General features: G+C 64.6%; 23 protein-coding genes. 14 read left to right on the top strand and 9 right to left on the bottom strand.

From position 1 onward, the window contains the following. Positions 1–61 precede the first annotated feature (61 nt). From N7E70_RS14120 to N7E70_RS14105, 4 genes are all read right to left on the bottom strand, one after another. The gene (locus tag N7E70_RS14120) at positions 62–1,414 is read right to left on the bottom strand and encodes an FAD-binding oxidoreductase (RefSeq protein ID WP_185910404.1); all 1,353 of its coding nucleotides are present in this window, start codon (positions 1,412–1,414) and stop codon (positions 62–64) included. 2 nt (positions 1,415–1,416) lie between these two features. After that, positions 1,417–2,853 (bottom strand): UbiA family prenyltransferase, encoded by a 1,437-nt coding sequence (locus N7E70_RS14115; protein ID WP_263006724.1) that lies wholly within the window; start codon positions 2,851–2,853, stop codon positions 1,417–1,419. A gap of 217 nt (positions 2,854–3,070) precedes the next feature. Continuing rightward, complete coding sequence (locus N7E70_RS14110) at positions 3,071–3,337, bottom strand: hypothetical protein (protein ID WP_263006723.1); 267 nt, start codon at positions 3,335–3,337, stop codon at positions 3,071–3,073. A 135-nt stretch (positions 3,338–3,472) separates the two neighbouring features. Further along, positions 3,473–5,968: a mechanosensitive ion channel family protein gene (locus N7E70_RS14105; RefSeq protein ID WP_263006722.1), complete on the bottom strand. Its 2,496-nt coding sequence runs from the start codon at positions 5,966–5,968 to the stop codon at positions 3,473–3,475. A 196-nt stretch (positions 5,969–6,164) separates the two neighbouring features. On the opposite strand from N7E70_RS14105, the gene N7E70_RS14100 reads away from it, so the two are divergent. The 4 genes from N7E70_RS14100 to soxG are packed head-to-tail and all read left to right on the top strand — an operon-like array spanning position 6,165 to position 11,307. After that, the gene (locus N7E70_RS14100; RefSeq protein WP_263006721.1) at positions 6,165–7,424 is read left to right on the top strand and encodes a sarcosine oxidase subunit beta family protein; all 1,260 of its coding nucleotides are present in this window, start codon (positions 6,165–6,167) and stop codon (positions 7,422–7,424) included. A gap of 10 nt (positions 7,425–7,434) precedes the next feature. Continuing rightward, complete coding sequence (locus tag N7E70_RS14095; RefSeq protein WP_182573463.1) at positions 7,435–7,734, top strand: sarcosine oxidase subunit delta; 300 nt, start codon at positions 7,435–7,437, stop codon at positions 7,732–7,734. Next, positions 7,731–10,727: a sarcosine oxidase subunit alpha family protein gene (locus N7E70_RS14090; RefSeq protein WP_269441395.1), complete on the top strand. Its 2,997-nt coding sequence runs from the start codon at positions 7,731–7,733 to the stop codon at positions 10,725–10,727. The genes N7E70_RS14095 and N7E70_RS14090 overlap by 4 nt, the downstream gene beginning before the upstream one ends. Further along, on the top strand, positions 10,720–11,307 hold the full coding sequence (gene soxG / locus N7E70_RS14085; protein ID WP_263006716.1) for a sarcosine oxidase subunit gamma family protein: 588 nt from the start codon (positions 10,720–10,722) through the stop codon (positions 11,305–11,307). The genes N7E70_RS14090 and soxG overlap by 8 nt, the downstream gene beginning before the upstream one ends. 12 nt (positions 11,308–11,319) lie before the next feature. On the opposite strand, the gene N7E70_RS14080 is transcribed toward soxG, so the two are convergent. Then, a complete protein-coding gene (locus tag N7E70_RS14080; protein ID WP_263006715.1) occupies positions 11,320–11,715 on the bottom strand; it encodes a VOC family protein in 396 nt (131 codons plus the stop codon). A 22-nt stretch (positions 11,716–11,737) separates the two neighbouring features. Then, positions 11,738–12,211: a DMT family transporter gene (locus N7E70_RS14075; protein WP_263006714.1), complete on the bottom strand. Its 474-nt coding sequence runs from the start codon at positions 12,209–12,211 to the stop codon at positions 11,738–11,740. 82 nt (positions 12,212–12,293) lie between these two features. Between N7E70_RS14075 and N7E70_RS14070 the strand changes: the two genes are divergently transcribed. The 3 genes from N7E70_RS14070 to N7E70_RS14060 all read left to right on the top strand — a co-directional run bounded on the left by N7E70_RS14070 (position 12,294) and on the right by N7E70_RS14060 (position 14,678). Next, positions 12,294–13,196, top strand: coding sequence for a LysR substrate-binding domain-containing protein (locus N7E70_RS14070; RefSeq protein WP_263006713.1), 903 nt, complete (start codon positions 12,294–12,296; stop codon positions 13,194–13,196). Positions 13,197–13,278: 82 nt separating this feature from the next. Beyond that, a complete protein-coding gene (locus N7E70_RS14065; protein ID WP_263006712.1) occupies positions 13,279–13,764 on the top strand; it encodes an SRPBCC family protein in 486 nt (161 codons plus the stop codon). A gap of 194 nt (positions 13,765–13,958) precedes the next feature. Continuing rightward, positions 13,959–14,678, top strand: coding sequence for a glyoxalase superfamily protein (locus tag N7E70_RS14060; RefSeq protein WP_263006711.1), 720 nt, complete (start codon positions 13,959–13,961; stop codon positions 14,676–14,678). Between the two features lie 48 nt (positions 14,679–14,726). Here N7E70_RS14060 and N7E70_RS14055 read toward each other — a convergent pair whose 3' ends face one another. After that, complete coding sequence (locus N7E70_RS14055; RefSeq protein ID WP_263006710.1) at positions 14,727–15,437, bottom strand: nitroreductase; 711 nt, start codon at positions 15,435–15,437, stop codon at positions 14,727–14,729. Between the two features lie 182 nt (positions 15,438–15,619). Between N7E70_RS14055 and N7E70_RS14050 the strand changes: the two genes are divergently transcribed. The 6 genes from N7E70_RS14050 (at position 15,620) to N7E70_RS14025 (ending at position 23,867) form a co-directional block, all read left to right on the top strand. Beyond that, on the top strand, positions 15,620–16,210 hold the full coding sequence (locus N7E70_RS14050) for a helix-turn-helix domain-containing protein (protein ID WP_263006709.1): 591 nt from the start codon (positions 15,620–15,622) through the stop codon (positions 16,208–16,210). Between the two features lie 21 nt (positions 16,211–16,231). Further along, the gene (locus tag N7E70_RS14045; protein ID WP_263006708.1) at positions 16,232–18,685 is read left to right on the top strand and encodes a GcvT family protein; all 2,454 of its coding nucleotides are present in this window, start codon (positions 16,232–16,234) and stop codon (positions 18,683–18,685) included. After that, the gene (locus tag N7E70_RS14040; RefSeq protein ID WP_371746563.1) at positions 18,682–19,371 is read left to right on the top strand and encodes an HAD-IA family hydrolase; all 690 of its coding nucleotides are present in this window, start codon (positions 18,682–18,684) and stop codon (positions 19,369–19,371) included. The genes N7E70_RS14045 and N7E70_RS14040 overlap by 4 nt, the downstream gene beginning before the upstream one ends. A gap of 1 nt (position 19,372) precedes the next feature. Continuing rightward, entirely contained in the window at positions 19,373–20,554 is a 1,182-nt protein-coding gene (locus N7E70_RS14035) for a pyridoxal phosphate-dependent aminotransferase (protein ID WP_067966362.1), read from the top strand. Further along, positions 20,551–22,995 (top strand): GcvT family protein, encoded by a 2,445-nt coding sequence (locus N7E70_RS14030; protein WP_263006707.1) that lies wholly within the window; start codon positions 20,551–20,553, stop codon positions 22,993–22,995. The genes N7E70_RS14035 and N7E70_RS14030 overlap by 4 nt, the downstream gene beginning before the upstream one ends. A 68-nt stretch (positions 22,996–23,063) precedes the next feature. Continuing rightward, a complete protein-coding gene (locus N7E70_RS14025; RefSeq protein WP_263006706.1) occupies positions 23,064–23,867 on the top strand; it encodes a creatininase family protein in 804 nt (267 codons plus the stop codon). 174 nt (positions 23,868–24,041) lie between these two features. Here N7E70_RS14025 and N7E70_RS14020 read toward each other — a convergent pair whose 3' ends face one another. Both N7E70_RS14020 and cobD read right to left on the bottom strand, forming a co-directional pair. After that, positions 24,042–24,545: a tyrosine phosphatase family protein gene (locus N7E70_RS14020; protein WP_263006705.1), complete on the bottom strand. Its 504-nt coding sequence runs from the start codon at positions 24,543–24,545 to the stop codon at positions 24,042–24,044. Continuing rightward, complete coding sequence (gene cobD, locus N7E70_RS14015) at positions 24,542–25,600, bottom strand: threonine-phosphate decarboxylase CobD (RefSeq protein ID WP_263006704.1); 1,059 nt, start codon at positions 25,598–25,600, stop codon at positions 24,542–24,544. Before cobD ends, N7E70_RS14020 begins: the two co-directional genes overlap by 4 nt. On the opposite strand from cobD, the gene cbiB reads away from it, so the two are divergent. Continuing rightward, positions 25,599–26,564 carry an adenosylcobinamide-phosphate synthase CbiB gene (gene cbiB / locus N7E70_RS14010; RefSeq protein ID WP_182573469.1) on the top strand — a complete coding sequence of 322 codons (966 nt, stop codon included), beginning with the start codon at positions 25,599–25,601 and terminating at the stop codon, positions 26,562–26,564. The two genes, cobD and cbiB, sit on opposite strands and share 2 nt — an antisense overlap. Positions 26,565–26,568 lie beyond the last annotated feature (4 nt).

Genomic DNA, 26,568 nt, shown 5'->3' with positions numbered 1-26,568 from the left:
CTGATATTCTGTGAAGCTTTCCTGGCAATTTGAACTTTTTCCGCACTTCTCTAACAAGCGCCTACTCGGCCGCCTGCGCGGTCTCGCCATTGCGCCCGCCCAGCCGGCCGGCGGTCCGGGCCCAGAAGTCGGACATGAATGCCGGATCGCGCATTGCCTCGAGCCGCTGCCAGTCCGGGAACGAAGCCGCGAATGTCTCAGCCGACATGCGCGCGTCCTTGTAGGGATTGACCGCGCCACCCGCGCCGACGGTGATCCGGTCGAGTTCGGCGAGCAGCTCCAGCGTGCGCCGGCCATGGTTCGGAAAATCGAGCGTCAGCGTGTAGCCCGGACGCGCGAAGGACAGCAAAGCCGGCGAACGCTGGCTGCCAAAACGTTTGAGCACGGTCAGGAACGAGCCCTGCCCGGCGCGTCGCGCCGCCGCCAGCAATGCCGGAATTGTTTCGCGCGCCATAGCTTCAGGCACGACGCTCTGGTGCTGGTAAAGCCCGCTCGGACCGTAGAGCCGGTTCCAGTCGGCAACGCCGTCGAGCGGAAAGAAGAACTTCTGGTAACTTGCCTGGCTTTCCCTGAGGCGGCCGCGCCGCCAGCCATAGGCGGCATTGAACAGCTTCAGGAAGGGCCGGTTGAGCAAGGTCAAGGGCGGCTGGAACGGCACCGACAGTCTTGCCGTGCCGCATTCGGCCGTCCGCGCGCCATAGGCGGCGTGGTTGCCGGCAAGCAGCAATCCTCGGCCGGCATGCTTGCCGCCGGCCAGCTGGTCAATCCAGGCAACGGCATATTCGTTGTCGCGGTCGGCGGCTTCGGCGAGATCAAAATATTCGCCCAGGCTGCCGAACGGCTTCACCGTCTCGGCGATATCGAGCGAGGGTACCCGCATCAGGCGGATCGCGGCGGACACGATGATGCCGGTCAACCCCATGCCGCCGATTGTCGCCCAGAACAGCCGGGCGTTCTCGCCGGCCGAGCAGGCATAGCTGCGTCCGTCCGAGCGCAGCAATGTCAGGCGTTCGACATGGCAGCCAAAACTGCCGCGACGGTGGTGGTTCTTGCCATGCACGTCATTGGCAATGGCGCCGCCGAGCGTGACGAACTGTGTCCCCGGCACGACCGCCGGGAAAAACCCGTGCGGAGCAGCATAGGCGATGATGTCGGCCAGCAGCGCGCCGGCCTCGGCTTCGATCAGGCCGGTCTCGGCGTTGAAGGAAACGACGCGCTGACGCGGCCGCATGTCGACGACGGCGCCGGCGCTGTTCTGGCAGCTGTCGCCATAGCTGCGGCCATTGCCATAGGCGAGCAGCGATCCGGCGCGTGCCGTCCCACCGGCCAGAAGCCGCGTTGCCTCGGCGATGTCGATCGCCTGACTTGCGCCCGGATTGGCGCGGCCAAAGCTCTGGTAACGGGCCAGTCCCACGCTCACAGGCCCGCCACCACAAGCAGCACCGCGCCGGCGAAAACGACGATCTGGCTGCGCCAGTCGCGGATGATGAAGACGACCGGATCGTCATGCAGTTCATCGCGCCGCGCCAGGATCCAGATGCGCATCGTGAGATAGAGCACGATCGGCGCCAGCGGCCAGACCAGCCAGGGATGCTCATAGAGCTCGCGCACCGCACTGCTGTCGATGTAGAGCGCCAGAACCAGCGCCGAGGAAAACGCCGACGCCATGCCGGCCTGGGCGACGATCTCCTGGTCCTCGATGCGGTAGCCGCGCCCGGCGATACGCTCGCCGACGCTGAGGCTGGATGAACGCAGCTCGACATATCGCTTCACCAGCGCCAGCGAGAGGAAGAAGAAGATCGAGAAGGCGAGCAGCCAGAACGACACGTCCACCCCGGTCGCAGCGGCACCCGCCAGGATGCGCAAGGTGTAGAGCCCGGCAAGGGTCAGCACGTCGAGCAGCAGCATCCGCTTGACCGACAGCGAATAGGCGGTGGTGGCCACGAGATAGACCAGCAGAACGCCGGCAAACTCGATCGTCGTGAAGGCAGCCGTCGCCAGGCTGATGACCAGAAGGACGCCCACGGACGCCAGCCCGAACGGGATCGACAGCTTGCCGCTGGCGAAAGGCCGCTCACGCTTGGTCGGGTGCGCCCGATCGAGCGCCAGGTCGAAGAAGTCGTTGACGATGTAGATAGCCGAGGCGGCAGCGCTGAACGAGATGAACGCCAGGATCGCCGGCACCAGCATCTCGGGATTGAAATATTTGTGCGCCAGCACCAGCGGTACGGCGATCAGCACGTTCTTGAGCCATTGATGGACACGCAGCATCTTGCGGATGGTGCGCAGGTCGGGCTTCGGCGTCTCGATCAGTTCAGACTGATGGCTGGCCTGCCAGCGTGCGGCGGCCCGGTCGGGTGCAACCACGATTGCCTCGCGCGCGGCATCGAACACTTTGACGTCGTGACGGCTGTTACCGGCATAGTCGAAGCCGCCATCGCCATAGGCTGCCACCAGAGCCCTGCGCTTGCGTTCAGCGGTCAGGTTTTCACCGCCATCGCTGGCAAGCACCGCGTCGAACAGGCCAAGATGGCGTGCGATGACTTCGGCGAACTTGCGTGGCGTGCCGGTGGCGAGAACGATCTGGCGCCCGTTGGCCTGCTCTTCGCGCAGGCGTTTCAGCACTTCAGGCCGATAGGGCAAGGTCGCCGGGTCGATGTCGACCACCTCGGCAATCGCCTGCTTGAGACGCGCTGGGCCGCCCTTGAGCAGCCAGTACGGCACCATGAAGATGGCGAGCGGATTCTTCTTGAGAAGGGCGAACAGTCCTTCCCACAACAGATCGCTGGCAATCAGCGTGCCGTCGAGATCGACCGCCAGTGGTACTATCTTGTTGTCTGATCGCGCATCCATCAAACTGCCTGCCCTGCCCCTTGCCGGACGGCGTGAACCTTCCGGACCCCTTGCCGCTATAGCGGGTGACCAGGTTCCGGATGGTTAAGGTCGAGGCCGAATGCTAAACGAGCACCAGTCATTTCGCCAGTCATGCTTAAGCAGACGTTAGCAGAATGCAGAAAAGGCCGGGCTGACGCCCGACCTTTTCGATCATTAGCATGCGTGTTGACAGGCTTTACTTGATGCGGGCAGCGCCGCCCGAAATCTCTACTGTTTCATCACCGGTCAGCGCTTCGCGGTCGCCATTCGGCAAGGTCACGAAGCAGCCGCTCGAGCAGAACTCGACCGTTTCGCCGGCGGCAAGGGAAAGCTCCGTCTTGGAACCACCTTCCGTGACGATCAGGGTCCGCGGTTCGGCATCGAGGTTTACCGCGCTTGCAGCATGCGCAGCGCCCGACATTGCCAGGACCAGCGCGCCTCCAGCGACAAGAAACCTTTTCATTTAGCACTCGGTGTTTCCACCGCCCCTGTTCATCTCAGCAAGGCATTTTCGCCGTTTGCATGAGAGCTTATATGAGTTCGAAGCTGAACGGCAACTGAATGCCTTGTTCATGCCATAATTGGCATCGGCCCACCATCAGCTCGGATCCGGCTTGCGGCGACGGGACTTTGGCTTGGCGGTTTCCTCCCCGCTCTTCTTGAGCCGCTCCTGCTCCATGGCGGCATACTCCGCTTCCGCCTGCTCGTCATCGGCAGGCCACGGGGTTGCCTGCTTGTCGCCAACCACACGGATGCTGCGCTGTGGGAATGGAATGTCGATGTGCTCGCGCTCGAATGCCTCAAGGATGGCGAAGCGCAGGTCGTTTTGCACGAATGCGCTATTGCCGATATCGGCGAGAAATACCCTGATTTCGAAGTTCATCGACGAATCCGCGAACGCCGAAAACAGCACGAACGGCTCCGGATTCTTGAGCACCAGCGGGTGGCCACGCGCAATATCCAACAAAATCTGGTGCACTCGCTTGGCGTCCGAACCGTAGGCAACTCCGATCGGCACTTCGACGCGGCCGAGCTTGTTGCGGTGAGTCCAGTTGCCGACCGCGCTGTTGATCAGGTCCGAATTGGGCAGGATCACCGACTGACGCTGGAAGGTCTCGATCTCGGTAGCGCGGACGCTGATCTTCTTGACGGTGCCCGACACCGCACCGGCCACGATCCAGTCGCCAACCTTGAACGGGCGTTCGGCCAACAGGATCAGGCCCGAGACGAAATTCGACACCACGTTCTGCAGGCCGAAACCGATACCGAGGGAGAGAGCACCGGCAACCAGCGCGAGGTTGGAAAGGTCGATGCCGGCCGCCGAAACAGCGATCAGTCCTGCAAGCGCCACGCCGGCATAACCGACGGCGAGGCGTATCGAATTGCGCACGCCGGCGTCGACCTTGCTGCGCGCCATGACCGAGCCGTCGAGCCAGCCCTGGAACCAGCGCGTCACGAAATAGCCGATGGCAAATACCATGACGCCCGAAAGCAGGCCGGCGGGCGAGAAGTTGAAGCTGCCGATCTGGAAGCCCGAGCCGATGCGGTAGAGCCAGGTGATCATGTCGCCGGGCTGGAACCCCCAGGTAAACAGGATCAGCGGCACACCGACGATCAGCACCAGCAGGTTGATGACCATGCTGCTGACCAGACCGAGCTGGTCGAGCGTGGTGTCGTCGAGCGTGAACATGCGCTTTATACGCCGGCCGACCGTCGTCTTGACGAAGGCGTCTTCCTCGTTGACCGCCTGTGACGACAGGAAGCCGATATACATGGTCGCCAGGATCGTGCCGGTGATGACGATCTGCTGCGACACGAAGCGCGCCAGCCCGATATAGCCCCCCAGTGCTGCGACAATGGTGACGCCGCCAAGTGTGAGAACGATGTAGCGGAAGAGGCGCGGCCACGGCTTCGGATGGCCCTCTTCGTCGACGAACGGCTTGACCAGTCCGATCAGGATGACCAGCACGCCGATCACCACGGTCGAGGTCAGCGCCTCGCCGACGGTCAATGCCACCGGCGATCCGAGCACCTGGTAGACCGAGCTCAGGAAGTAATCGAGGCCGGTGAAGAACGCAGTCGCGGTGATCAGCAGCATCAGCCAGCGCGCCGCACCGCTCTCGACCGGGATCAGCCGCCACTTGGGCAGCTTGGGCGACAGCACGGCCATGCCGAGGCGTGAAACAAAGAAGACGATGGCGATGACGTAGAACAGCGACCACAGCATGGCGCCGATGTCGCCGCGCAGCACCTCGAAATAGGCAAACAGATAGTAGGTGACGCCAAGAAAGACGACGAGTGCGGTCGACTGCATGAAGGTCGACCAGAAGGCGACCGAAAGCCTGCTGAGATAGGAAGGCTCCTCGACCCGGCCGTCGGGCTCGAACATCCGTCCGAACATGCGCCGGCCACCGATGATGATGACCGCCGCCGCACCCAGGGCGAAGAACGTTGCCGCCAGCATCGACTTGAGCTTGAAGCTGACAACGAAACGAACCCAGGACGATACCGTTCGGTAGAGGTCGTTCATCTCTGTCTTGAAGGCGTCGGCCACCTCCGACCCCAGAGCGAAATTGATCTGGTAGCGTTTGGTCAAAAGGTTCTGGAACAGGCTGCGACGGATCTCGGTGATCTGGCTGATCAGCCTGTCGATGCGGATCGACAGGTTCTCGGCAACGCCGAGCACGGCATTGATTTCGGTTTTCTCGGCGTTCAGTTTCTCGCGCTCACTGGTCACCACGGCAGGTTCGGGCGGCTGGCCCTCTGCCGGCGGCTTGCCGAGCTGCTCCAGCCGGGCGTTGATCTCGGCCAGGCGCGGACGGAACGCGACGCCGCTTTGCAACAGGTCGCGCGACAGCTGTTCGAGCTGCAGGCGGATGTCGACGAGACCGGCATCGTCTTCGGCGCTCTGCTCCATCTTCTTCTGCAGCGCATCGGTCCTGGCCGTGATGCTGGCGATGACCTCCTGCTGGTCGGACACCACGCCGGCCGGCGCCTTGCCGAGATCGGCATCCTGCGCTGCAGCGTTTGCCACAAGCACGGCTGTGAAGATGAACAGAGTGGCAGCTATGCGCCGGACTGCGGAAAACAACATGATTTGTCAGCGACTCGTGGTCAGTTTGCCAAGGAAAAGGCGTGGCCATTGATAATGACGCGCATCTCGGCGGGCAAGCCGATGCGCGCTGGCCCATGGGAAAGTCGGCCTGACGAAAAACAATGGCGGAATATTGGCTTGATCGCCGCAGTGCGGCCTGTAGTGTCCCGGCGCAGCCTGAAGGATGACATGAAGTATGGCGGAATATTCGGCCTTTTCGCTTCTCAAGAACGCGCTCAGCGGCAACCGCGACTGGAAACCGGCGTGGCGCAAGCCGAGTCCCAAGGCCTCGTATGACGTCATCGTCATCGGCGGCGGTGGCCACGGATTGTCGACGGCCTATTACCTCGCCAAGGAATTCGGCATCACCAATGTCGCCGTGCTGGAAAAGGGCTATCTCGGCTCCGGCAATGTCGGCCGCAACACCACCGCCGTCCGTTCCAACTATCTGTTGCCGCAGAACACGCGCTTCTACGAACATTCGATGAAGATGTGGGAGAATCTTTCCCACGACCTCAATTACAACGTGATGTTCTCGCAGCGCGGCGTGCTCAACCTGGCGCACACGCCCGGCCAGCTCGACGACCTCGCCCGCAAGGGCAACGCCATGCGCCATCTCGGCGTCGACGCCGAGCTGATGACGCCGGCCGAGATCGGCCGGCGTGTTCCCGGGCTCGACATGTCGCAATCCGCACGTTTCCCGATCTATGGCGGCCTGATGCAGGAACGCGCCGGCACCGCCCGCCACGACGCCGTGGCCTGGGGTTATGCCCGTGGCGCCGATCGCCGCGGTGTCGAGATCATCGAGAATTGCGAAGTCACAGGCTTCCTGCGCGACGGCGACCGGGTCACCGGCGTTTCGACCAGCCGCGGCGAAATCCGCGCCAAAAAGGTCGCCGTTGCCGTGGCCGGCAGCACCGGACGGGTGATGCAGCTTGCCGGCATCGACCGCATGCCGATCGAGAGCCACGTCCTCCAGGCCTTCGTGTCGGAATCGCTGAAGCCGTTCCTCGACACCGTGCTGACCTTCGGCATGGGCCACTTCTATGTCGGCCAGTCCGACAAAGGCGGCCTCGTCTATGGCGGTGACCTCGACGGCTACAACTCCTATGCCCAGCGCGGCAGCCTACCCATCGTCGAGGAAGTAATGAGTGAGATGCTGGCGCTGTTCCCTTCGCTGGCACCCGTGCGCGTGCTGCGCTCATGGGGTGGGGTCTGCGACATGTCGATGGATGGCTCGCCGATCATCACCACCGGCCCGTTGCCCGGCATGTATCTCAATTGCGGCTGGTGTTACGGCGGCTTCAAGGCAACGCCGGCTTCCGGCTTCTGCTTTGCCCACACCATCGCCAAGGACGCGCCGCACGAGTTCAACGCGCCCTTCACGCTCGACCGTTTCAGCCGTGGCACCGTCATCGACGACAAGGGCCAGGGTCCGACGCCGCGAATGCACTAGGGGTTCGAACATGTTGATCACCTGTCCCTATTGCGGCCCGCGCGACGTCTCCGAATTCGCCTATCAGGGCGACGGCAACCGCACCCGTCCCGATCCCGCTTCGACCGACGCCGAGGCGTGGAGCGCCTATGTCTATGACCGCCTGAACCCGGCCGGCATCCACAACGAGATCTGGCAGCATGCCGGCGGCTGCCGCGCGCATCTCGCCGTCGTCCGCGACACGCTCACCCATGAAATCAAGAGCGTGCGTTTTGCCCGCGAACATGGCGCGCCGCCCCACGGCCGCCGCACATCCGGAGCCAAGGCATGAGCCCGCGCCGCACACCGTCGGGTGGCCGCATCGACCGGTTGCGGACCATCCGCTTCACCTTCGACGGCACCGCCTATACCGGCCACCAGGGCGATACGCTGGCCTCGGCGCTGCTTGCCAATGGGGTTTCGCTGTTCGGCCGCTCGTTCAAGTACCACCGTCCGCGCGGCGTGCTGACATCAGGCGTCGATGAGCCGAACGCTCTCGTGACGGTGCTGCGCGGCGAGGTCCGCGAACCGAACATTCCCGCCACGATGGTCGAGATCCATGACGGCCTCACCGCCGTCAGCCAGAACCGCTTTCCCTCGCTCGCCTACGACGTCAGTGCCATCAACCAGCTCGGCGGCAAGTTCATCTCCGCCGGCTTCTACTACAAGACCTTCATGGGTCCGGTGATTGGGCCGCTCAAGGGCACCCGCTTCTGGATGCTATGCGAAAAGATCATCCGCCGCGCCGCCGGCCTCGGCCGCGCCGGCCACGCGGCCGATCCGTCACGTTATGAGCGCATGAACGCCTTCTGCGACGTGCTTGTCGTCGGCTCCGGGCCCGCCGGCCTTGCCGCCGCGCACGAGGCTGCCCAGTCGGGCGCTCAGGTCATCCTGACTGAGCTCGATCCATGCTTCGGCGGCTCGGCCAACTGGTCGGGCGAGACGATCGACGGCGAGCCCGCCGCAACCTGGGCCTCCGATGTCGTCGGCGAACTCAGGGCCCATCACAATGTGCGCCTGCTCAAACGCACCACCGTCTGGGGCCATTACGACGGCAACACGCTGGCCGCCGTCGAGCGCGTCAGCGACCACAGGGATGCCCCTGCCAAAGGCGCGCCGCGCCACCGCCACTGGACCATCCGGGCAAAGAGCGTCGTGCTCGCCACCGGCGCCTTCGAACGGCCGCTGGTGTTCCCTGGCAACGATCGGCCGGGCGTGATGATGGCCAGTGCGGCGATGCGTTATGCCAACCAGTATGGCGTGCTGCCAGGTGAGAAGATTGCTGTTGTCACCAACAATGACAGCGCCTATCGCGCGGCGGCGGCACTCGCCAAGGCGGGAGCCAGTGTCGTCGCCATCGCCGACCTGCGCCCTGATGTCTCCGCTGCCTGCCGCAAGCTCGCCGCAGACGCTGGCGCGGAACTTCTGACCGGCCATGCGGTGATCGGCACCGAAGGCGGCAAGAAGCTTTCAGGCGTCAAGATCGCCCCGTTCTCCTCGGCATCAGGCGTGTCGCCAAATGGCGCGCGCGACATCGGCGCCGATTGCCTTGTTGTCTCCGGCGGCTGGTCGCCGACCATCCATCTTGCCAGCCAGGCCGGCGCACGGCCGATCTGGAGCGACGACCTGCAGGCCTTCCTGCCGCCTGAGGCCGGCAAGGGCTGGATCGGCGCCGGCGCCTTCAATGGCACCTTCGCGACAGCCGAAGCGATCTCCGAAGGCTTTTCCGCCGGCCGCAAGGCTGCAGGCCAGCCAACACTCGAAACCACGCCCCTGCCCGACGTCGAACCCGCGCCGCTCGACCCCAACCCGGCGCCGGTCTTCGAGATCAAGGCCAAAGGCAAAGCCTTCGTCGACCTCCAGCACGACGTGACGGCTGACGATGTCCGCCTCGCCCACCTCGAAGGCTTCGTCTCGGTCGAGCATCTCAAGCGCTACACCACGCTCGGCATGGCCACCGACCAGGGCAAGGGCTCCAACGTGCCCGGGCTCGCCATCATGGCCGAAGCCCTGGGCAAGCCGATCCCCGAGGTCGGCACGACGCGCTTCCGCCCGCCTTATGCCCCGGTCTCAGTCGGCGCGCTGGCCGCGGAGCGTTTTGGCGACCTCAAGCCTGACCGGCTGACCCCGATGCATGACTGGCATCTGGAAAACGGCGCGACGATGTATTCGGCCGGCCTGTGGTTCCGCCCGATGATCTATGGCGGTCCCGGCGAGACGATCGAGCAGGCCTATGTCAGGGAAGCGGGAGTGACCCGCGAAACGGCGGGCATCGTCGACGTCTCGACGCTCGGCAAGATCGCCGTCCAGGGACCGGATGCCGCCGAGTTCCTCGACCGCGTCTATTCCAACGTCTTTTCGACCTTGCCCGTCGGCAAGGCGCGTTACGGCCTGATGCTGCGCGAGGACGGCCTCGTCTTCGACGACGGCACCACCTGGCGGCTTGGCGAACACGATTTCCTGATGACCACGACAACGGCCAATGCCGGCAAGGTCATGCAGCATCTCGAATATTTCCTCGATGTCGTCTGGCCGGATCTCAGGGTTCACCTGACCTCGGTCACCGACCAATGGGCGGGTGCTGCGATCGGCGGCCCGAAGGCGCGGGAAATCCTGGCCTCATGCGTCACCGGCACCAGGGTCGACAACGAGGCCCTGCCTTTCATGGGCATCGTCCATGGCGAGATTGCGGGCGCACCGGTCATGATATGCCGGCTCTCCTTCTCCGGCGAGATGGCCTTCGAGGTCTATTCCGGCGCCGGCCACGGCACCCATGTCTGGGAAACGCTGATCGAGGCCGGCAAGCCGTTCGACATGGTTCCTTACGGCCTCGAAGCGCTCGGCACCATGCGCATCGAAAAGGGCCATGTCACCGGCGCAGAGATCGACGGCCGCACTTCGGCGCGCGACCTGCATCTCGGCTGGATGCTGTCCAAGAAAAAACCCTTCATCGGCTCGGCCATGATGGACCGCGAAGGACTTTCCGCCTCGGGCAGGCTCGAACTCGTCGGCCTGATTTCGCTCGACAACCGCCCGCTCAGCGGCGGCGCGCATATCGTCGACGAAGTCGATGCCGCCAATCCGCACGGATCGCTCGGCCATGTTACAGCTGCCTGTTTCTCACCGGCGCTGGGCAAGTACATAGCACTTGCGCTGGTCTCCGGCGGCAAGGCGCGCCACGGCAAGCGCGCCCACATCTCCGACCCGTTGCGCAACCGCTTCGGCCCGGTCGAGATCGTCAGCCACCACTTCTTCGATCCCGAAGGGAAGCGCATGCATGGTTGAGCAGCTTTCACCGCTTGCAGCAGTCTTTCTGCCCGGCTCGCACGGCAATTTCGTCGATGGCGTCGGCGTCAGCTTGTCCGAGATCGCGCCCGGCTCGATCGTCCAGCTTGCCGCCTGGCCAGGCGAGGAAAAGAAGCTGATGGCAGCAATCGCTTCCGTCACCAGCCTCAAGCTGGCCGACGGTGCCGGCGCAGGTGGCTCATCCAACCGCTACTCGGCCTTCGGCTTCGCTCCGGGAAAATTCCTGGTATCAGACACGTCGGAAGGACTTGCCGTCACTTTGGCTGCCAAGGTCACGACAGCCATCGGCTCGGTCACCGACCTGTCGCATGGGCGCACCGCAATCCGCATCGGCGGCGCGAAATCCGAATGGGTGCTGGCGAAGCTCTTCGCCGTCGACTTCTCGCTGACGGCCTTTCCCCAGGGGTCCGGCATCTCGACCACCCACCATGACGTCTTCACCCAGATCCAGCGCAGCGGCCCCGACAGCTTCGACCTTTACGTCTTCCGCTCTTTCGCCCGCTCGTTCTGGAAGATGCTGTGCCATGCGTCGGATGAAGTCGGCTACGAGGTCAGATAAATCGGGCGGCAGTCATAGCCCCCAGCCCGCATTCTGCAGCACGACACGGTAACCGTCACCGTCCTCGAAGGTCACGCCCCGCCGATCCCAGTAAGGATTAAACGACGGCACCGGCTGATGGCCATGCGCCTTCATGCGTGCGATCGCCGCATGCCAGTCGTCTGTGTCGGGCAGATAGAACACGACGAGATTGTCCTGCGTCGGCGCCCTGCCGGCGTCATGGCCATGGGCATGGGTGAACTCGAAATGATGCGCTTCGCCAGCCTTGCCGAGCATCACACCGTCGAACCCATCATGGTCTTCGAAGCGGGCGAGTTCGTCCAGTCCGAGCCCATCGCGATAAAAGCGAAGCGTTGCCTCGAGATCGTTGGTTGGCCGCGCCACACGCAGTATGACGTTCTGTTTCATGGATTTTCTCCCTGAGCCGAACCTAGCCTGCCTTCGCCGCACTTGCCCACTGGGTGACGGTCAGCCCGACGACGATCAACACGAGACCGGCAATCCGGGCGAAGCTGGCCGGACGCTGAACAAAGCCCATCAACCCGAAATGGTCGATGACGAGCGAGGCCATCATCTGCCCGCCGATGACGGCTACGATGAAGCTCGCTGCTCCCATCTTCGGTGCCAGCAGCAGCGCCGCCGTGACATAAACCACGCCCGCGGCGCCGCCAATCCAGATCCACCAGGGCCCAGTGGTTGCGGCGGTCGCAAAGCTGGGCACCGGGACCTTGAACGCCACCATCACAGGCACGGCCAGGGCAACACTGACGGCCAGCGAGACCATGGTCGCCCAGAGCGGATGGCCTAGAAGGCGCCCGAGCATTGCGTTGGCGCCGGCCTGGAACGGGATGGCGGCGCCGGCGGCCAGTGCTGCCGCGAGCAGGGATGAACCTAGGTTCGGCATGACATGTCTCCTTGTTTTCCAAGGCTTAAGGCATCCGAAATTCTGATGGAAATTCGCATTTCATAGCCGCAATATGCACAGCATGAATAATCTTACTGGCATCGACCTCAACCTCCTCGTCGTGCTCGACGCACTCCTCGCCGAGCGCCATGTCTCGCGCGCCGCCATCCGACTGAACAGGAGCCAGCCTGCCGTCAGCCACGCGCTCGGCCGCCTCCGCCATCTGCTCGACGATCCGCTGCTGGTCCGGCATGGCGGCGCGCTTCAGCCGACCATGCGCGCCCTGGAGATCGCCCCCCGGCTGGCCGAAGCGCTGGAGCGCATGCAGGACCTGCTCGAGCCGAGCGGCTTCGACCCGGCAACGGCACGCCGCAGCTTCCGCCTGGCAATGTCCGACTATGGCGCTACCGTCGTTTTGCCGCGCCTGCTGCCGCTTTTGCGCCAGCGCGCGCCAGGCATCGATCTCCAGGTCAGTCAGGCCGGCCGCGAAGCCATGGCGGCACAGGTCATGGACGGCGAGGTCGACATCGCGATCGGCGTTTTCCATGCGCTAGACAAGGCCGTCCGGCGGCAGCGGCTGTTCGAGGAGGACTATGCCTGCCTGGCCGACGCCACTTCGTTGGGGAGCGCAGCTGGAATGGATCTTCCCGCCTATCTCCAGCGGCCACACGCGCTCGTAGCACTTCGCGCCGACGTCGAAAGCGAGATCGACCTGGCATTGGCCGCCGCCGGGCACAAACGGCGCATCGCACTGGTGCTGCCGCATTGGGGCGTCGCCCCCGGGCTGATCGCGGGAACCGATCTGGTGCTCACCATCGCACGGCGCCTGCACCCGGCAGTGCCGGCAGCAAGCGGCCTCACCGCGTTCGAACCGCCATTTGCCATACCGTCCTTCGCATTCGAGCAGGTCTGGCACAAACGCCGCGACGGCGACGCCGCGCATCAGTGGCTGCGCGAGACGATCTCGGGCCTGTTCGAAAGCTGACGGCCCGCCATGGCGGAGCCGGGGCTGATCAACTAGGATCACACCGCCCGAAAGTCGGGCGCTCTCGCTGTCGGGAAGTGGCATGGCCAGCAACGCGTTCCGCTTCGATGAGGCCTGGGAAATCCCTGAAGCTCCGCCTGAAGAGGTGTGGGCCGTGCTCGCCGACGCGACGCTGCTGCCACTGTGGTGGGGCGACGTCTACAAGGACGTTGAAAAACTGACCGCGCACGACAAACCCTCTGTGGGTGCCAGACTTCGCGCACGCGCCCGAGGTTTCCTGCCCTACGAACTGAACTTCATCCTCGAAGCCGTCGAACTGGAGCCTGGCAAGATCGTCGCGGTGAAAACATCGGGCGACTTCGATGGCCATTGGCGGGCGGTTCTGACGCCATCCGGCAAGGGCACCCATGTCGCGCTCACATGGCAGGTCATCGTCGAGCGCCCGATCCTGCGGCTGCTGTCGCCGCTGCTGCGCCCCGCCTTCGCCTGGAACCATCGCTGGACCACGCCGCGCGGCGAAGCCGGCCTGCGCCGCTATCTCGCCGGGCAAAAGGCCGGCCGAGCCTGATCGGCCTGTCCGCAAGATTGACAGTTCGAGCCGGAATCGCGTCATGTCGTCGATGGCCCGTGCAGCCTGCCGCTCGCCCCTTCCGGGAAGGTGAATGCACGACGATAAACGCGGTTTGACCTTTTGCACGGGCGATCCGCCAGAATGCGAGCACTGGCACTTTCCAAAAGTTCGCCCGAGCCAAGGATCGAACCATGCATTCTTTTCTCGACGCCAAACTGATGGCCAAGGCACTGCGCAAGACCATGGCCGAACGTCATGTCGAATTGTCCCACGCCGATTGTCTCGAAGTCGTTGCGCGGCAGTTCGGCCTTGCCGACTGGAACACGCTTGCTGCCCGCATCGCCGCTGCCACGGGTGACGACGCGCTCCCACTTCCCGAGGGCTGGTTTGTCACCGGCAACACAGAGCGGACCAACTACCGCATCGGCCTCGACCCCACCCAGCCCGCAACGGCCATCATCGAATGCCGCTTTCATCGCCAGGGTGGCATCGTGCTGCGCGAAGACCACTATGGCGTGCTGATGCAGAGCATCCAGGCCGACGACTATCGCGGTGGTCGCATCAGGCTGTCGGCGACGTTGAAGGCTGACGACGCCGACGCCGGATCCATTTGGATGCGCGTCGACAAATCGGAGGGCAAGGTCCTCCAGTTCGACAACATGATGACGCGGGAAGTCGACGGCGCACTGAGGGGCTCCACCGGCTGGCTCGAGCGCAGTGTCGTGCTCGACGTGCCGGCTGAAGCCTCGAGCATCCACTATGGCTTGCTGCTGCAGGGATATGGTCGCATTTCGGCGCAGTCGTTCCGCGTCGAGGCCGTCGACACAAAGGTGAGCCCGACGACAAGGGGCCGAAAACATCTCCCGCGCCCGACCAATCTCGACCTGAGGACGACGGGACCGTCCATCTGACGGGTCTTGGCCGGCGCTGCGCGCGGCGCCGGCATTCCCCGGCCTGAGCTATTTCAGGAACTGCACCCACTCGTCGAGGGGCGCGCGGTCGGTGCGGAAGGTGCTTTCCGGCTTCGACGTGTCTTCGTGACCCAGCGCCATACCGCAGACCACGACCTCTTCCTCGGGGATGCCGAGGACCGGCCGGATCTGGCGGTGATAGGGCGCGAACGCCGCCTGCGGACAGGTGTGCAGTCCCCTCGCCCGCGCCGCGATCATGATGTTCTGCAGGAACATGCCGTAATCGATCCACGAACCCTGGTTGAGCCTGCGGTCGATGGTGAAGATCATGCCGACAGGCGCGTCGAAGAAGACGAAGTTGCGGTCATGCTGGGCGCGCATGCGGTCGACATCGCGGCGGCCGATGCCGAGCGTGCTGTAGAGCCCGAAGCCGTTGGCACGGCGGCGGCCGAGATAGGGCTCGAAAAACTGGTCCGGGTAATATTTGTATTCGTCCCAGACGGCCTTTTCGGCACGCACGCCGGAATTCAGGATGGCTTCGCTGATGCCGCGCAACGTCTTGCCCGAGGTCACATAGACCTTCCATGGCTGCATGTTGGTGCCCGAGGGCGCACGTGCGGCAACGTCGAGGATGTCTCTGATGACGCTGTCTTCGACCGGCGTCGGCAGGAAAGCGCGCACCGAGCGGCGCGACACGATGGCCTCGTCAACGATATCAGTCTCGTCGTATTGCTGCGGCTGTTGGTCCGGTGCCAGCATCAGCTGTCCCTATGGCATGGCTATTGTCGGATCGCCCCTCACCGCCCGTCCGAAACCGAGCCTTTGCACTCTCTCCCGGAGTCTCGCAAGAGAAACTTGCTGGACTATGAAAATACGCTTGAATTTTTCACCGCAATGCCATCTCATGAAATTCTGCTTTGAAATTTCACGAGGGCCGCATTTTGAGTTCCACCGCGTCGCTGCTCAAGGAAGGCAACGTCGCCGGCGATGTGCTGGCCAACGACCTGCGCGCGCTGCGCAAGTCGCGCGGGCTGACGCTGGCCGAGATCGCGCTCAAGCTGGGCCGCTCGGTCGGCTGGGTGAGTCAGGTGGAGCGCGGGCTGTCGACACCGTCGATCGGCGACCTCCGCGCTTTCGCCGAACTGTTCGGCGTGCCGATCAGCCTGTTCTTCGGCCATGAGGCCACCAGCGAGATCGAGCGCGGCGTCGTTGTCCGCTCCGGCAGGCGGCGTTCGCTGGGCAGCAACGAATCCGGCCTGGTCGAAGAGCTGCTGTCGCCTGACCTTGGCGGCAGCTTCGAGATGCTGCGTTCGATCTTCGCGCCAGGCGCCGGCATGGCCAAGCCCGTGACCCGCCCGACCGAAGAGGCCGGCTATGTCGTCTCCGGCGGCTTCGACATAGAGATCGACGGCACCTGGCACAGCCTCAGCGAAGGCGACAGCTTCCGTTTCGACCACAAGCCGTTCCGTTGGCGCAACCCCGGTTCGGTTCCGGCGGTCGTCATCTGGGTCGTATCGCCGCCGGTTTACTGATTGCGTTTCTGGGAGGAAAAGATGGCTGAGTTGCCGAGCACGGCCCGCGTGGTGATCATCGGCGGAGGCGCGGTCGGCGTCTCGTCGCTCTATCACCTCGTCAAATCAGGCTGGACCGATTGTGTGCTGCTCGAAAAGAACGAGCTGACCTCCGGCTCGACCTGGCATGCCGCCGGCAATGTGCCGACCTTCTCGTCGTCCTGGTCGCTGATGAACATGCAGCGCTATTCGACCGAGCTCTATCGCGGGCTGGCGGCAGAAGTCGACTACCCGATGAACTATCACGTCACCGGCTCGATCCGTCTCGCCCACACCAGGCAGCGCATGCAGGAGTTCCAGCGCGCCAAGGGCATGGGCCGCTACCAGGGCATGGATATCGACGTCATTGGCACAGACGAGATCAGACGCCGCTATCCCTTCATCGAGACGCATGAGCTCAAGGGCGCGCTCTATGATCCCAGTGACGGCGACATCGACCCGGCGCAGTTGACCCAGGCGCTGGCCAAGGGTGCGCGCGACATGGGCGCAAAGATCGTCCGCTTCTGCCCTGTCATTTCGGTCCGCCGCGAAGGAGACGAATGGGTCGTTTCGACCGAAAAGGGCGACATCCGCTGCGAGAAGGTGGTCAACGCTGCGGGCTATCGCGCCGCCGAGGTCGGAAGAATGTTCGGCCGCGAGGTGCCGATGATGGTGATGAGCCACCAATACATCCTGTTCGACGAAATCCCCGAGCTCGCGGCATGGTCGCGCGAAACCGGCCACAAGCTTCCGCTGCTGCGCGACGTCGATAGCTCCTACTATCTCCGCCAGGAGAAGAACGGCATGAACCTCGGCCCCTATGAGCGCAACTGCCGCGCCCATTGGGCAACGCCGGACGACCAGATGCCGGCGGATTTCTCCTTCCAGCTCTACCCTGACGATCTCGAGCGACTGGAATGGTATCTCGACGACGCCGTCCGCCGCGTGCCCATCCTGGGCACGGCCGGCTTGTCCAAGATCATCAACGGCCCGATCCCCTACGCCCCCGACGGCAACCCGCTGATCGGCCCGATGCCCGGCGTGCCCAACGCCTTCGAGGCCTGCGTCTTCACCTTCGGCATCGCCCAGGCGGGCGGCGCCGGCAAGGTGCTGGCCGAATGGGTCACCCAGGGCGAAACAGAGTGGGACATGTGGTCCTGCGATCCGCGCCGCTTCACCTCGTTCGCCGCCGCACCCGACTATGCGGTCGCCAAGGGTGTTGAAGTCTACGGCCATGAATACGCCATCCATTTCCCCAGGCACGCCTGGCCCGCGGCGCGGAACCGCAAGCTCTCGCCGATCCACGACCGGGTCGCGGCGCTGGGCGCGCAGTTCAACGCCTACAATGGCTGGGAACGCGCCACCTGGTATGCCAAGCCCGGCGACGACACCTCGGAAGGCTCGACCCAGACCTTCGCCCGCTCCGGCCCCTGGGAACAACGCATCCGCGAGGAATGCCTCGCCGTCCGCGATGCCGCCGGCATCCTCGACCTGCCCGGATTCAGCCGCTTCAATCTCGACGGGCCGGGTGCCGCCGCGTGGCTCGAGACGCAGGTCACCGGTACCGTGCCCAAGGTCGGCCGCATCGGGTTGTGCTATTTCGCCGACGATCACGGCCGCATCGTCACCGAGATGTCGGTTGTCCGCCATTCCGACGACCTGATGACGCTGATAACCGCAGCGGTTGCCCAGTGGCACGATTTCGAGTGGCTGAAAGCGCACATGCCTGCCGGCGCCACCTTCGAGCTGATAGACCGCACCGAGGAGTATTCGACCCAGATCCTCGCTGGCCCCAACTCCAGGAAAATCCTGGTCGAGGTCTGCGAGGCGGACCTCGCGGCCCCTTGGCTGACGCATCAGGAGACGACCATCGCCGGGCGCTGGGCCAAGCTGGTGCGCGTTTCATTTGCCGGTGAGCTCGGCTGGGAGATCCACACAAAGGTCGCCGACACGGCGACCGTGTTCGACGCTCTCTGGGCCGCCGGCCAGAAGCACGGGCTAAAACCCTTCGGAATGTTCGCGCTCGACGCGCTGCGGTTGGAAAAGGGTTACCGCGCCTGGAAAGGCGATCTTTCGACCGACTACACCATCCTGCAGGGCGGGCTCGGGCGTTTCGTCAAATGGGACAAGGCCGACTTTCGCGGCAAGACGGCGCTGCTCAACGAGAAGCAGCAGGGCACAAAGAAACGTTTCGTCACGCTTGTCATCGACACGCCGGGCGAATGCGACGCGCCCTACATGTCGACGCTCTGGCACAATGGAACAATTGTCGGTGAGACCACGTCAGGAGGATGGGGCCACAGGGTAGACAAATCGATCGCGCTGGGCATGCTGCGAACCGATCTGGCCGTGCCGGGCGTTACCATCGAAGTCGAGATTTTCGGGGAGCGCTTCAGCGCCACGGTCCAAGAGGACAAGCCCTTGTGGGATCCCGAAAACGAAAGGCTACGCTCATAATGTCCCTTCCCCATTCCGGTCGCGCCTTCGGCGCCTTCATGTTCGACATGGACGGCACCATCCTGAGCTCGATCGCCTCGACTGAACGCGTCTGGAGCGCATGGGCAATCAAGCACGGCCTCGACGTCGAGAGCTTCCTGCCGACCATCCATGGCGTTCGGGCCTATGAGACCATCCGCAGGCTGAACCTGCCCGGCGTCGACGTCATGGCGGAAGTCGAGGCTCTGACCCAGGCCGAGTTCGACGACGTCGACGGCATCGCATCGATCCATGGTGCAGCGAACTTCCTCAATGCACTGCCTGTCGAGCGCTGGGCGATCGTGACGTCGGCACCGCGCCGGCTGGCACTGCGCCGGCTGGAGGCCGCGGGCCTGCCTGTCCCGCCGATCATGGTCACCGGCGAGGATGTCGCCAACGGCAAGCCTGCGCCCGACTGCTTCCTGCTCGGTGCTGAGCGGCTCGGCCACAGGCCGGAAGATTGCCTGGTGTTCGAGGATGCGCCGGCAGGCATTCGCGCGGCGGAAGCCGCTGGCGCGCAGGTGCTGGTCATCACCGCCACCCACAACCATGCCGGCGGCACCCCGCATCCTTCGGTTACTGGCTATGGCGCGCTGACGCCCCGGCTCGACGGCACGAGCAGGCTGACACTCGCCCGTCTGGCGGCCTTGCAGGATGCAGGAGCCTGAGATGCCGAAACCATCCGCCCGCATCTCCGGAATCGTCCCATCAGGCAAGGACGGCTGGGAAGTGCATTTCGCCGCCATGACACGCAAGCAGGCCGGCGAAGACATCATCATGCTGTCGGTCGGCGACCACGATTTCGATACGCCGTCGGAGACGGTCGAGGCCTGTGTCGACGCAGTACGCGCCGGCTACCACCACTACACACAACTGCCCGGCCTGCCGCGCCTGCGTGCTGCCATGGCCAGGATCTCCACGCGCTGCAGCGGCGTCGACACCGCACTCTCCGAAATCATCGCCACGCCGGGCGGCCAGGCCGCTCTCTACGCCGCGGTCCAGGCAACGCATGATCCGGGCGACCACGCCGTGGTCGTGGCGCCCTATTACGCCACCTACCCCGGCACCTTCCGCGCCGCCGGCGCCGGCTACACCGTCGTCGAGGCGCACGCATCGGATGGCTTCCAGCCGCGTGCCCAAGAGATCGAGACGGCGCTGAAGCCCAACACGCGCTCGATCCTCATCAACACGCCGAACAACCCGACCGGTGCCGTCTATAGCAGGAAATGCCTGGAGGACATCGCCGAGCTTTGCATCCGACGCGACCTCTGGCTGCTCTCCGACGAGGTCTATTGGACGCTCGGCGGCGGCGAGCATGTGTCGCCCCGGGCCCTTCCCGGCATGGCCGAGCGCACGCTCATCATCAACTCGATGTCCAAAAGCCACGGCATGACCGGCTGGCGCATCGGCTGGCTCACCGCCCCAGCCGACCTCGTCTCGCTGGTCATCAACCTCAACCTCGTCACCACCTACGGCCTGACCGACTTCGTCAGCCGCGCAGCGATCGAAGCGCTGGAAAACGATTTCGGCGTTGAATGGATCGCGACCACCTATGCCGGCCGCCGCAGCCTGTTCGTCGACCAGATGCGTGGACTGAACAACGTCACCGTACGCGGCTCCGAAGGCGGCATGTATGTCATGCTCGACGTCAGCGCCATCGAACCCGACTGCGAGAAATTCGCCTGGGATCTGCTCGAAGCCGAGAAGGTCGCCGTCATGCCTGGCAAGAGCTTCGGCGACGCCGCCGCAGGTCACATCCGCATCAGTCTGTGCCAGCCCGACGACGTGCTGAGGGAGGCCGCCGGCCGCCTGAGGCGCTTCGCCAACAGCTACGAGAGGTCTGCCGCATGACCGAAATCCCCACCCGTGCCCGCGCCGTCATCATTGGCGGCGGTGTGTCCGGCTGCTCCGTCGCCTATCATCTGGCGAAGCTCGGCTGGACCGATATCGTGCTTCTGGAGCGCAAGCAGCTCACCTCAGGGACGACATGGCACGCGGCGGGGTTGATCGGACAGTTGCGCGCGTCGCAGAACATGACCCGGCTGGCGAAGTATTCGGCCGACCTCTACGTCAGGCTCGAGGAAGAGACCGGCGTCGCCACCGGCATGCGCCAGGTCGGCTCGATCACCGTCGCGCTGACCGAGGAGCGCAAGCACGAGATCTACCGCCAGGCTTCGCTCGCCCGCGCCTTCAATGTCGACGTGCGCGAGATTTCGCCTGGAGAAGTCAAGGAGATGTATCCGCATCTCAATGTCTCCGACGTTGTCGGTGCCGTGCATCTGCCGCTCGACGGCCAGTGCGACCCGGCCAACATCGCGATGGCCTTGGCCAAGGGCGCACGGCAGCGTGGTGCAAGGATCATCGAGAACGTCAAGGTCACGAAGGTCCTTACGAAGAATGGCCGTGTTTCCGGCGTGTCATGGGCGCAAGGCGACGAACAGGGAACCATCGAGACCGACATCGTCGTCAACTGCGCCGGCATGTGGGCGCGCGAGCTGGGCGCCAAGAACGGTGTCAGCATCCCGCTGCATGCCTGCGAGCATTTCTACCTCGTCACCGAAGCCATTCCCGGCCTCGGCCGCCTGCCGGTGCTGCGCGTGCCCGACGAATGCGCCTACTACAAGGAAGACGCCGGCAAGATGATGCTCGGCGCGTTCGAGCCGGTGGCCAAGCCCTGGGGCATGGACGGCATCCGCGAGGATTTCTGCTTCGACCAGTTGCCCGAGGACATGGATCATTTCGCCCCGATCCTCGAAATGGGCGTCAACCGCATGCCGATGCTGGAAACCGCCGGCATCCACACCTTCTTCAATGGGCCCGAGAGCTTCACCCCCGACGACCGCTATTATCTCGGCGAGGCGCCGGAGCTGGGCGGCTACTGGGTCGCCGCCGGCTACAATTCCATCGGCATCGTCTCATCTGGCGGTGCCGGCATGGCGCTGGCGCAGTGGATCCATGACGGCGAAGCGCCGTTCGACCTCTGGGAGGTCGACATCCGCCGCGCCCAGCCATTCCAGAAGAACCGGCGTTATCTCAAGGAGCGCGTCTCGGAGACGCTGGGCCTGCTTTATGCCGACCATTTCCCCTATCGCCAGATGGCGACATCGCGGGACATCAGGCGCTCGCCCCTGCATGAGCACCTGAAGGCGCGCGGAGCGGTGTTCGGCGAAGTCGCCGGCTGGGAGCGCGCCAACTGGTTTGCGCGCGAAGGCCAGGTGCGCGAATACAGATATTCCTGGAAGCGGCAGAACTGGTTCGACAACCAGCGCGACGAACACCTGGCAGTCCGCAACGGCGTCGGCCTGTTCGACATGACTTCCTTCGGCAAAATCAAGATCGAGGGCCGTGATGCGCTGGCCTATCTGCAGCGCCTCTGCGCCAACGACATGGATGTCGAGCCCGGGCGGATCGTCTACACCCAGATGCTCAACCAGCGCGGCGGCATCGAAAGCGACTTGACGGTCACACGGCTTTCACCGACGGTCTTCCTGGCCGTCGTGCCCGGCGCCACGCTTCGCCGCGACCTCGCCTGGCTGCGGAGGCATCTTCGCGACGAATTCGTCGTCATCACCGACGTAACTCCGGCAGGATCGGTGCTCTGCCTGATGGGACCGAATTCGCGGGAGCTGATCGAAAAAGTCAGCCCCAATGATTTCTCCAACGACAATAATCCGTTCGGAACCTGGCAGGAGATCGAGATCGGCATGGGCCTTGGCCGCGCCCATCGCGTCACCTATGTCGGCGAACTCGGTTGGGAGCTCTATATTCCGACCGACCAGGCGGCGCATGTATTCGAGGTCATCGAGGAAGCCGGTGCCGATCTTGGGCTGAAGCTGTGCGGCCTCCACGCGCTCGATTCCTGCCGCATCGAGAAGGCTTTTCGGCATTTCGGCCATGACATCACCGACGAGGATCATGTTCTGGAGGCCGGACTCGGCTTTGCGGTCAAGACCGGCAAGGGCGACTTCATCGGCCGCGACGCGGTGCTGCGCAAGCGCGAGGCGGGTCTTGCCCGCCGGTTGGTCCAGTTCCGGCTGACCGACCCCGAGCCGCTGCTGTTCCACAACGAGGCCATCGTCCGCAACGGCAAGATCGTCGGCACGATCACCTCGGGCAATTACGGCCATTATCTCGGCGGCGCCATCGGGCTCGGTTATGTCCCCTGCGCTAACGAGCCCGAGGCAGACGTGCTCGGTTCGCGCTACGAGATCGAGATCGCCGGCAAACGTTTTACCGCCGAAGCCTCGCTGAAGCCGATGTACGATCCCAAGGCCGAGCGCGTGCGCATGTAGCCGCCCCTTACAAAATCGCCCGCGCTGACATATTCAGACGGAGGGAATTCATGCGGCGAGGCCGGGCAGTGACGAAAAAGCAGCGACGCGTCTGGTGGGGCGACTTCAAGGCGGCCGATTTCGCCGGTCTCGATCCGGAAATGACCATCGCCGTCATCCCTGTCGCGGCCATCGAGCAACACGGCCCGCATCTGCCCGTCTCGACCGACCTTTCGATCATGGAAGGCATGCTGGCCGAGACCTTCGCCCATCTGCCCGACGACCTCGACGCCCGCTTCCTGCCGATCCAGGCAGTCGGCAAGTCCGACGAGCATATGCAGGCACCCGGCACGCTCAGCCTGCCCGCCAATATGCTGGTCGACGCCTGGACCGAACTCGGCGCCTCGATCGCCCGCGCGGGCATCCGCAAGTTCGTGTTCGTCACTTCGCATGGCGGCAATGAGGAGGTGATGGGCATCGCCTCGCGCGAACTGCGGGTGCGCTTCGACGCCCTGTCGGTGCGCTCGAGCTGGGGCCGCTTCGGCACGCCCGACGGCCTCTACCTTCCTCGCGAGATCCAGCTCGGCATTCATGGCGGCGATGTCGAGACTTCGCTGATGCTGCATTTCCGTCCCGAGCTGGTCGAGATGGCAAGGGCCCAGGACTTTGCCTCCAGCTTCGAGCGCACTGAGGCCGAGTTCGACCTGCTGCGCTCACATGGCCCACACGGCTTCTCGTGGATATCAAGCGATCTCAACCCACATGGCGTGGTCGGCAATGCGCTCGCCGCCACCGCCGAGAAGGGGCGGCTGACGGCCACGCATCAAGCCAAGGGATTCGTTCGCCTGCTGCAGGACATCCGCAAGGCGAAGTTGGCGGAATGGCTGGCGTAGAGATGATGCGTCCTTCAAGGCTCGCCGATCGAGGATAGCGGCTGAACGGAGTGAACGGTCGCACGACCGGCCTCATCCTGAGGTGTGAGCCCGTACGGTCGCGCTGTTGTGCACAGCCCATCGGCGGGCGGGCCTTGAAGGACGCACGACCAGCCAAGCTGAACCCTGGCCGCCCTAGACCTCCAGCCCGAACGGCACGCCCTCGAAACAATCGGCGCCACGACCGATGGCGGCAATCGCCGTCACCATGCGCCCGTTGCGTCCCAGAACGTGGTCTGCCACCGCGATCAGCCGCGGATTGGGCGTCGCCGTCGGCGAAAGCTTGCGTATCAGCGCAGCAAGTTCTGCTTCGTCGCGCGACGGGTCGAGCGCCGCAGCGATAATGTAGGCCGAGGCCGTCGAGCGGCTTACACCGGCCCAGCAATTGATCGCCAGCGGCCGCAAGCGGTCCCAGGCGCGGGCGAAATCGAGCAATTGTCGCACATGCGCCTCGCCGGGCAGCGTCATGCCGTCCTGCTCGATCGCGATGTCGTGCATGTTCATCAAAAGGTGGTTCTCGGCGCGGATCGACACTGGCCGCGTCATTTCCATTCCGGCCGAAAGCAATGAGACAAGCCGCTCGGCCCCGATGCGCGCAACTGTCTCGTCGACCTTCGAAAGCGGGCAGACAAAGATCACCGCGCAGCCTCCTTATTCGCCGCTTCCCGGTCCTGCGCCCAGTCACCCAGGGCCACGTCAAGCCGCCGCCACTCGACTTCGTGGCCCGGCAGGCCGCAGCGCAACTGGGTCGGTCGATCGGCGAAACCGCGCACCAGGATACCCTCGCGCCCCAGTGCCTTGAACAGCCCGGCAGCGTCGGAAATGTCGACATGGCGGAACAGCGACGTGCCACCGGTGACGATCACGCCAGCGCGGGCAAAGGCCTGGTCGAGACGATGCGCGGCATGCGCCAGCGTCGTCCGCATCTCACGCTGCCAGTCAGCATCCGACAGTGCCTTGATGCCATACTCGAGCGACGGTACGGCCACCGACCAGGGCCCGAGCTCTTCCTCCAGTCGACCGGCGATATCGGGGTGGGCCAGTGCAAAGCCGAGACGGATGCCGGCCAGCCCGTAGAACTTGCCGAAGGAGCGCAGCACCACGAGGCCACTCTGTTCGACGTCGCCGGCAAGGCTCTGCGCCTGCGGGCCGACGTCCATGAACGCCTCGTCGACGACCAGAAGCCCACCGCGGGCGCGCAGGCTGGCGGCCAGTTCAAGCAGGTCCTTGCGCTGCACGACACGGCCGTCAGGGTTGTTCGGATTGACCACGACGGCGAGGTCGGCGTCGAAAAGCTGCCCGAAATCGCGGGTCTCGGCCACCTGATGACCGGCGATCGCAGCGGCGCGGGCGTGTTCCTGATAGGTCGGCCCGAGCACGAAGGCGCGGCCGGGCCGCACCAGCGAGGCGATGCGCGGCAATAGAATCTGCGTGCCCGGCGCCGGCACCACATGGGCGGCCGAGGGCGCACCGTAAGCAGTGGCGGCAACCGCTGCGAGGTCGCGCGCCCGGCCCGGCTCGGGCAGGCGCGACAAGGCTGTGGCAGGCAGCTCGAAAAGCGGATAGGAGTTTGGATTGATCCCGGTCGACAGGTCGACGAATGGCTCGGGCGCTCCCGGAAACAGCGCCCTCGCCCGTTCCAGGCTGCCGCCGTGGTCCACGGTCCCTGTCCTACGTCCTGCAAGAAGCGTCATGTCTTTTCCGCTCGCCTTCCTGTCGCTTCTGGTTGAACTCGGTCTCGGCTATCCGGACCGGCTTGTGCGCAAGATCGGTCATCCGGTCATCTGGATCGGCAAGCTGATATCCTTTCTCGACATCAGCCTCAACCGAGCCACCGATACCGACGCTCAGCGCCGCATCTGGGGTGTCGCCGCCCTCGTCGTCATCGTCACACTGCCCGCCACAATCGCCTTCGCCCTGGAGCGGCTGTTCGGTTTGCTGCCCCTCGGCATGCTCTTGACCGCCATCGCCGCTTCCAGCCTCGTCGCCCAGCGCAGCCTCGGCAGCCATGTGAAGGCGGTCGCCGACGCGCTCGACAGCGGCGGTATCATTGCCGGTCGCAAGGCCGTGTCGCAAATCGTCGGCCGCGACCCCGAGCGTCTCGACGAAGCAGGCGTCAGCCGTGCCGCAATCGAGAGCCTGGCCGAAAACTTCTCCGACGGCATCACCGCACCTGCCTTCTGGCTCGCCATCTCAGGTTTCGCTGGAGGTGCCGCCTACAAGGCGGCCAACACCGCCGATTCGATGATCGGCCACCGCACCAACCGCCACGAAGCCTTCGGCTGGGCCGCCGCCCGTTTCGACGACCTCATCAACCTGCCGGCCTCGCGCCTGACCGCGCTTGCCATCGTGCTCGCCGCCTCCCTCGTGCCCGGCGCCGACCCGAAGGCGGCCTGGGAGGCCGTCTGGCGCGACGCCCAAAAACATCGTTCACCCAATGCCGGCTGGCCCGAGGCCGCCATGGCCGGCGCGCTCGGCCTCGCCCTTGCCGGCCCTCGCGCCTATGGCGGCGTTTTGGTCGAGGACGCCTTCATGGGCGCGGGCGGCCGCCGGGACGCCAATGCCCGGGATATCCGCGCAGCGCTCCGCCTCTACTGGACCGCCGACGCCATCCTGGTCGGCGCCATCGGCCTGATCGGCTTCGCCATCTGGCTCTGACACA

This window comes from Aminobacter sp. NyZ550 (genome assembly GCF_025628925.2).
GTDB lineage: Bacteria > Pseudomonadota > Alphaproteobacteria > Rhizobiales > Rhizobiaceae > Aminobacter > Aminobacter ciceronei.
This window is presented reverse-complemented; position numbering and strand designations above follow the sequence as displayed.

Coding starts and splice junctions, on each gene's coding strand:
- N7E70_RS14090 (WP_269441395.1), top strand. CDS start 7,731: ATGAGCCCGCGCCGCACACCGTCGGGTGGCCGCATCGACCGGTTGCGG.
- N7E70_RS14095 (WP_182573463.1), top strand. CDS start 7,435: ATGTTGATCACCTGTCCCTATTGCGGCCCGCGCGACGTCTCCGAATTC.
- N7E70_RS14065 (WP_263006712.1), top strand. CDS start 13,279: ATGGCCAGCAACGCGTTCCGCTTCGATGAGGCCTGGGAAATCCCTGAA.
- N7E70_RS14045 (WP_263006708.1), top strand. CDS start 16,232: ATGGCTGAGTTGCCGAGCACGGCCCGCGTGGTGATCATCGGCGGAGGC.
- N7E70_RS14035 (WP_067966362.1), top strand. CDS start 19,373: ATGCCGAAACCATCCGCCCGCATCTCCGGAATCGTCCCATCAGGCAAG.
- cbiB (WP_182573469.1), top strand. CDS start 25,599: ATGTCTTTTCCGCTCGCCTTCCTGTCGCTTCTGGTTGAACTCGGTCTC.
- N7E70_RS14105 (WP_263006722.1), bottom strand. CDS start 5,968: ATGTTGTTTTCCGCAGTCCGGCGCATAGCTGCCACTCTGTTCATCTTC.
- N7E70_RS14110 (WP_263006723.1), bottom strand. CDS start 3,337: ATGAAAAGGTTTCTTGTCGCTGGAGGCGCGCTGGTCCTGGCAATGTCG.
- N7E70_RS14080 (WP_263006715.1), bottom strand. CDS start 11,715: ATGAAACAGAACGTCATACTGCGTGTGGCGCGGCCAACCAACGATCTC.
- N7E70_RS14030 (WP_263006707.1), top strand. CDS start 20,551: ATGACCGAAATCCCCACCCGTGCCCGCGCCGTCATCATTGGCGGCGGT.
- N7E70_RS14055 (WP_263006710.1), bottom strand. CDS start 15,437: ATGCTGGCACCGGACCAACAGCCGCAGCAATACGACGAGACTGATATC.
- soxG (WP_263006716.1), top strand. CDS start 10,720: ATGGTTGAGCAGCTTTCACCGCTTGCAGCAGTCTTTCTGCCCGGCTCG.
- cobD (WP_263006704.1), bottom strand. CDS start 25,600: ATGACGCTTCTTGCAGGACGTAGGACAGGGACCGTGGACCACGGCGGC.
- N7E70_RS14070 (WP_263006713.1), top strand. CDS start 12,294: ATGAATAATCTTACTGGCATCGACCTCAACCTCCTCGTCGTGCTCGAC.
- N7E70_RS14100 (WP_263006721.1), top strand. CDS start 6,165: ATGGCGGAATATTCGGCCTTTTCGCTTCTCAAGAACGCGCTCAGCGGC.
- N7E70_RS14060 (WP_263006711.1), top strand. CDS start 13,959: ATGCATTCTTTTCTCGACGCCAAACTGATGGCCAAGGCACTGCGCAAG.
- N7E70_RS14075 (WP_263006714.1), bottom strand. CDS start 12,211: ATGCCGAACCTAGGTTCATCCCTGCTCGCGGCAGCACTGGCCGCCGGC.
- N7E70_RS14115 (WP_263006724.1), bottom strand. CDS start 2,853: ATGGATGCGCGATCAGACAACAAGATAGTACCACTGGCGGTCGATCTC.